General features: G+C 27.5%; 4 protein-coding genes. 2 read left to right on the top strand and 2 right to left on the bottom strand.

All coding sequences use genetic code 11. The features are described 5' to 3' along the window. Positions 1 to 126 precede the first annotated feature (126 nt). Entirely contained in the window at positions 127 to 789 is a 663-nt protein-coding gene (locus tag ACIQ56_RS14030) for a hypothetical protein (RefSeq protein WP_397601674.1), read from the top strand. A gap of 59 nt (positions 790 to 848) precedes the next feature. After that, positions 849 to 1,982, top strand: a complete 1,134-nt coding sequence (locus ACIQ56_RS14035; protein ID WP_397601675.1) for a DNA alkylation repair protein — start codon at positions 849 to 851, stop codon at positions 1,980 to 1,982. A gap of 15 nt (positions 1,983 to 1,997) precedes the next feature. On the opposite strand, the gene ACIQ56_RS14040 is transcribed toward ACIQ56_RS14035, so the two are convergent. Continuing rightward, positions 1,998 to 3,713: a PIG-L family deacetylase gene (locus ACIQ56_RS14040; RefSeq protein ID WP_397601676.1), complete on the bottom strand. Its 1,716-nt coding sequence runs from the start codon at positions 3,711 to 3,713 to the stop codon at positions 1,998 to 2,000. A gap of 39 nt (positions 3,714 to 3,752) precedes the next feature. Further along, positions 3,753 to 5,129 carry a multicopper oxidase family protein gene (locus tag ACIQ56_RS14045; protein WP_397601677.1) on the bottom strand — a complete coding sequence of 459 codons (1,377 nt, stop codon included), beginning with the start codon at positions 5,127 to 5,129 and terminating at the stop codon, positions 3,753 to 3,755. Positions 5,130 to 5,183: the final 54 nt, after the last annotated feature.

Genomic DNA, 5,183 nt, shown 5'->3' on the forward strand with positions numbered 1-5,183 from the left:
TTAAAAGTCTATTTTCCATCTCCATTTAAATCTCCTCCTCAAAAGGAGATTTAATTCTGGATTTATGCTTTGTAAAAATCACTTATTGGGAGGACACCTTTTCAAGATGAATGGTGGCAAAATGAAATGCATATATCTAGTGCGAATAGCATAAATATAGGTAGACTATTACCGCAAATTGTCTATTATGCTTATTCTAGTTACCAATTTTTTTCTTTATATCATACAAAACCGAATTATATCATTCCGTCTGGAAATTTAGGAAATGCTACAGCTGCTTTTTGGGCGAGAGAAATGGGTTTCCCGATTCATGATATTTCTTTATCAACAAATGAAAATAAAGTGATTTGTAATTATCTTTCCTCAGGGACTTATCTGCCACAAAAAAGTATTTTGACATTAGCAAATGCAATGGATGTAGGGAATCCAAGTAATTTTGAGAGACTATCTCATTTATTTCCTTCCTTTGAAGTATTTAAAAATAATATAACGGCTGTGAGTGTTGATAATAAAAAAATATCTCAAACAATACTTGAAGTTTACAAACAAAGTCAATATATATTATGCCCACATACAGCAACTGCTTTTTACATTCGAAATAAATTAAATTCAAATCCATCGATTGTGGTTTCGACAGCAGATCCATGTAAATTTGATGACATTATTGAACCTATTATTTTAGATAAAGTTCCAATTTCAGATGAATTAAAAAAATTATTAAATAAAAAACTCTCATTTATAGATATAGAGCCCAACTTGACGGAGATAAAAAATAATATTAATAAATAAATCTTTAACCAAGACTATCTCATTTATTATAAAATGAGTCATTCATTTTGGAATAAGATATGAAATTAGATGAAAATCCGAAGGCTCTTAAACATAAATTAGGTAAAAAGTATTTAATACGAATGAGTGAAATTATCACTTCTGTTTACCCTAAATTTGATCAAAAGTTATTTTTAAAATATCATTCAACTTTAGAAAATTTATCCTTAAAAGAACGGGTTTCAAAATTACGTGATATATTATATGAACTTTTGCCAAAAAATTATAATGAAGCTCTTGTTATTTTAATGAAAACATCATCTTCACCAAAATTAGAAGATTTTGATTTATGGCCTATAACAGATTATATTCAATTTTATGGCCAAAATAATAAAGAAGTATCTCTTGAATCCCTTAAAGAGCTGACAAAACTATTTACAAGTGAATGGGCAATAAGACCTTTCCTTATAATAGATACTCAAAAAACACTTTCTTTTTTATTGCAATGTTCTCTTGATCAAAATAAACATGTTCGCAGATGGGCTAGTGAAGGTTCTAGGCCAAGATTACCATGGGGTGAACAGCTTAAAATCTTTATAAAGAACCCTAGCCTAACACTGCCTATTTTAGAAAATTTAAAATTTGATGATGAACTTTATGTTCGAAAAAGTGTTGCGAATCACATAAATGATATTTCTAAGGATCACCCAAATATTATATTTGAATTATTAAATAATTGGAAAAAAGAAGCAAAATCAGAAGACAAAAAAGAAAAATTAAATTGGATAATTCGGCACTCTTTAAGAAATCTGATTAAAGAAGGAAATCCAACAGCACTTTCTTTTTTAGATGTATCTACTAAATTTGATATTCATGTTGAAAAAATACTTTTAAAATCAGATAAAGTTTATATGGGAAAAAATTTAGAATTTTCATTTATTGTTTACTCTAAAATGAAAAAACCCCAAAATTTAATTATAGATTACCGTATTCATTTTTTACGTGATAAAGGAAAAACTTCTATTAAAGTTTTTAAATTAAAGAATATTTCTATTGGCCCTTTGGATAAAATTACAATTACAAAAAAACATTTATTTAAAGAGATCACGACTAGGAAATATTATAATGGCAATCATAAACTTGAAATTCAAATTAATGGGAAAGTAATAGAGTCAAAAATATTTAAAATATTTGGTGCCAATCATTTAGAATAATATATTTTGAATTAATTAAGGAACTATTATATTACTATTTTTCATAATATTCCATAGTTGTTTCTTATAACCAGTGCATGAAGAAGACATTATGAAATCATTATGAATTTCAAAACAATTAGACAATACTCTATTTATAAGTAAATAATTATTATCCCCCACATTTTTTATCTTAAAAATTTGCCCTGCACTATTATTGTTGCATTTACTAAATGATAATTTTGTATTTTCGCTAAAAGATTCTGTTTGTATACATTTAGATTCATCAATTGCACTTTGTATTTGCCCTGTTGGTAGAAAATTTAATAATGTATTTTCAGAGTCACAAGAAGAGACAAGAACAGATTCACTATCCATTGATAAACAGCTATCATTTTTTTCAATATTTTTTATTTTTATATTTTTTAAAGTTGATAAAATTAAATTATTTTTATCATTTGATAAAATATTAAATTCTGTTTTTGTCTTAGAACATTTTTCTAATATTGCTTGCCCATCTTTGTTTTCTACACAAAACTTATTTCCTGTTTTTAAATCTAAATAACTTAATTTTGAAAAACCATCATACTGCCAAATTAAATTAAGAATTGGTTCATATGATAACGCGCGAATTTGACTATTTAGAATAAATGGAGCACTTATTATTTTACCTAAATTTGCAATATAAGCATTTCCATCTTTCGTAATTGAAATATAATTTGCTGAATTACAATCTTCTCCAAAGATAAAATCATTTTCTTTATTCAATAATAAGCATTTATTTGTATTACTATCTTTTAAAATTTCTGCTATAATATAATTATCTGATGTTGCTTTATACATTTTGCATACCCAACCATAGGGCGAATATATTTTCTTAAATTCATTTATACTATCCATACAATCTACTTGGATTTTTGGTGAAATATATTTATACTCTGAATTATCTTTTCTTTTATAATAAGATAGAAATAATTTTTTTTCAGAAATATCATTACTTAATAAATTTTTATCCAAATTATTTATTTGATTTGTTTTAAAATATATAATTTTAGGGGAATGTATTCTACCAAAATCCGAATTTTGAACCAATTTTGCTGCTAAAATATGATCAGGATGCTGGCCTTCAAGACCATCTTCAAAAAAAACTCCATAGGGATCTGTTGCTAAAATAAATAGAGGATTCTCAAGTGAAAATATTGAATTGATATAATTTTGTATCTCTTTCCAACTATATTCTGTCTTTTTACCATCAATTGTTTTCGTTATTTTATTAGAATCATGATATAATTCAGCTAAAGTTACTCCAAAATGAGAGGTTGCACTTGAACTTGAGCTACTTGGCAATCCTAAATCTTGTATTTCTATCCATTGCCCATTTTGTTTCGTTAAAATAAATTTGTGAATTTCTTTTCCATTTATATTTTCCCAGCTTTCTAGCCAATTTGCGGATGCAATCCCTATCATTTGTGCATAAGCCGCTTTACTGCTTTCTATGCTTTCGAAATAATTGTCATGATAGGCATAACCCGCTGTTAAATGAACTACTTTTATACAATGTCCTTTATCAATTTCTTTTTTAATTTTAGGATTCATGAAATAAAGATCATCATTTGCATGAGCGACAATAACAAATATTTTTCCTATTTTATCACAGTAATTTTGAGCAAAAATACTTTGGGAAGTTAATAATATAAATTGAAATATATACATAAAACAGTATTTTATAATATTTTTATAAACAAAATTCATTATCCTATCTCCAAGATAGGACTATTTATCGACAAATTCCTATTTTTCTTCTACATCAAATGTCATCATCATGCCTGAAGTCAAATGCTCGGCAATATAACAGTGAGACATCCATTTTCCAACGTTTGAAGCTTCTAATAAAATTTCAACCGTATCTCCTGTTTTTACAAGAACAGTATCTTTCCAAACTAAATTTGTATTTTTAATACCAGAAGTACTTAACACTAAAAATCTTTGACCATGAAAATGGATAGGATGCTGCATAGGATGTTTGGATTTTGGATCATTAAAAATACTAATTTTATAATAATTGCCTTTTTTAAAGTTCCAATGAACATCCATATTTGTTTTATTGGTATCTAAATCTAATAATTCCCATATAACTTCTTTAGAGGTCATCATGGAATTCATTTCAGGCATATTATCTTCCCATTCAATTTTAGGAGGGTTTTCTTCTGCATGTTCCATTTCCATTTTTACAGTTAATAATAATTTTTTGTCGATAGGTTTATCAAAATATGATTTTATTTTTTCAATTTCAGCAATCATGTCTTTATCATAATGAATTTCATTAAATATCTTAATATAATTGTTTTTGCTTTTTTTATTTGTTACTTTTATTTTACCTAACTTATAATTTTTCTCAGGACTTTTGCTTTCAATATCATAAGATCCTTCTTTTTCAAAAAACACATCGACTGTATACCTTTCAGAAGGAGCAATAATAATACTTTTAATCCACTCTTCTTTTTCAAATGGACTCGCATCACCAGCTATCAATTTCATTTTTGTATTTGGTATGGAAAATTGAAATGTCCGAGTATTCGCAGTGTTTGTTAAATAAAACCGAACAACATCCCCTTTGTTTACTTCAGCCGAGAAATCAGAAATACCATTAATTAACATCACATTTCCAAAACGACCCATAGCAGCATAATTGGCATAGTTTTTATAAAATGGCTGTGCATTTTTATCTAACAAAATATCATCTAATACAATTGGGATTTGTTTATTAAAAGGTTCTTCTTTTTTAACGGCTTCTTTAACAAAATAATTTCCATATAATCCCATGTCTTGTGAATAATCTTCTCTTACATGAGGATGATACCAATATACTCCTGTATCAGGAAATTTAAGCTCATATACAAAAGATTCACCAGGTTTTACAGGTGCTTTTTGCCCTATTCCAACTGCGCCATCATAACGATAATCTAATCGAAGCCCATGTGAATGCAACGTTTGATCACTATCTGTTTGGTTGATAAATTTTATTTTTACATGAGATCCTTTTGTGACTTCAATTATTGGTCCAGGAATTGTTCCATTATAGGCATATCTACGAATTGTTTTACCACCAATTTTTTGTTTTACAATGGAGGCAATTATGGTGCGCCAAGATAAGTGCGTAAGAACCAGTGAGTGCGAATCTCACCCACGTAAAGATTAGCCATCAGCGTGGAAGTAAGCAGT

Origin of the sequence: Silvanigrella sp., from assembly GCF_044369315.1 — a bacterium.
In the GTDB taxonomy this organism is placed as follows: domain Bacteria; phylum Bdellovibrionota_B; class Oligoflexia; order Silvanigrellales; family Silvanigrellaceae; genus Silvanigrella.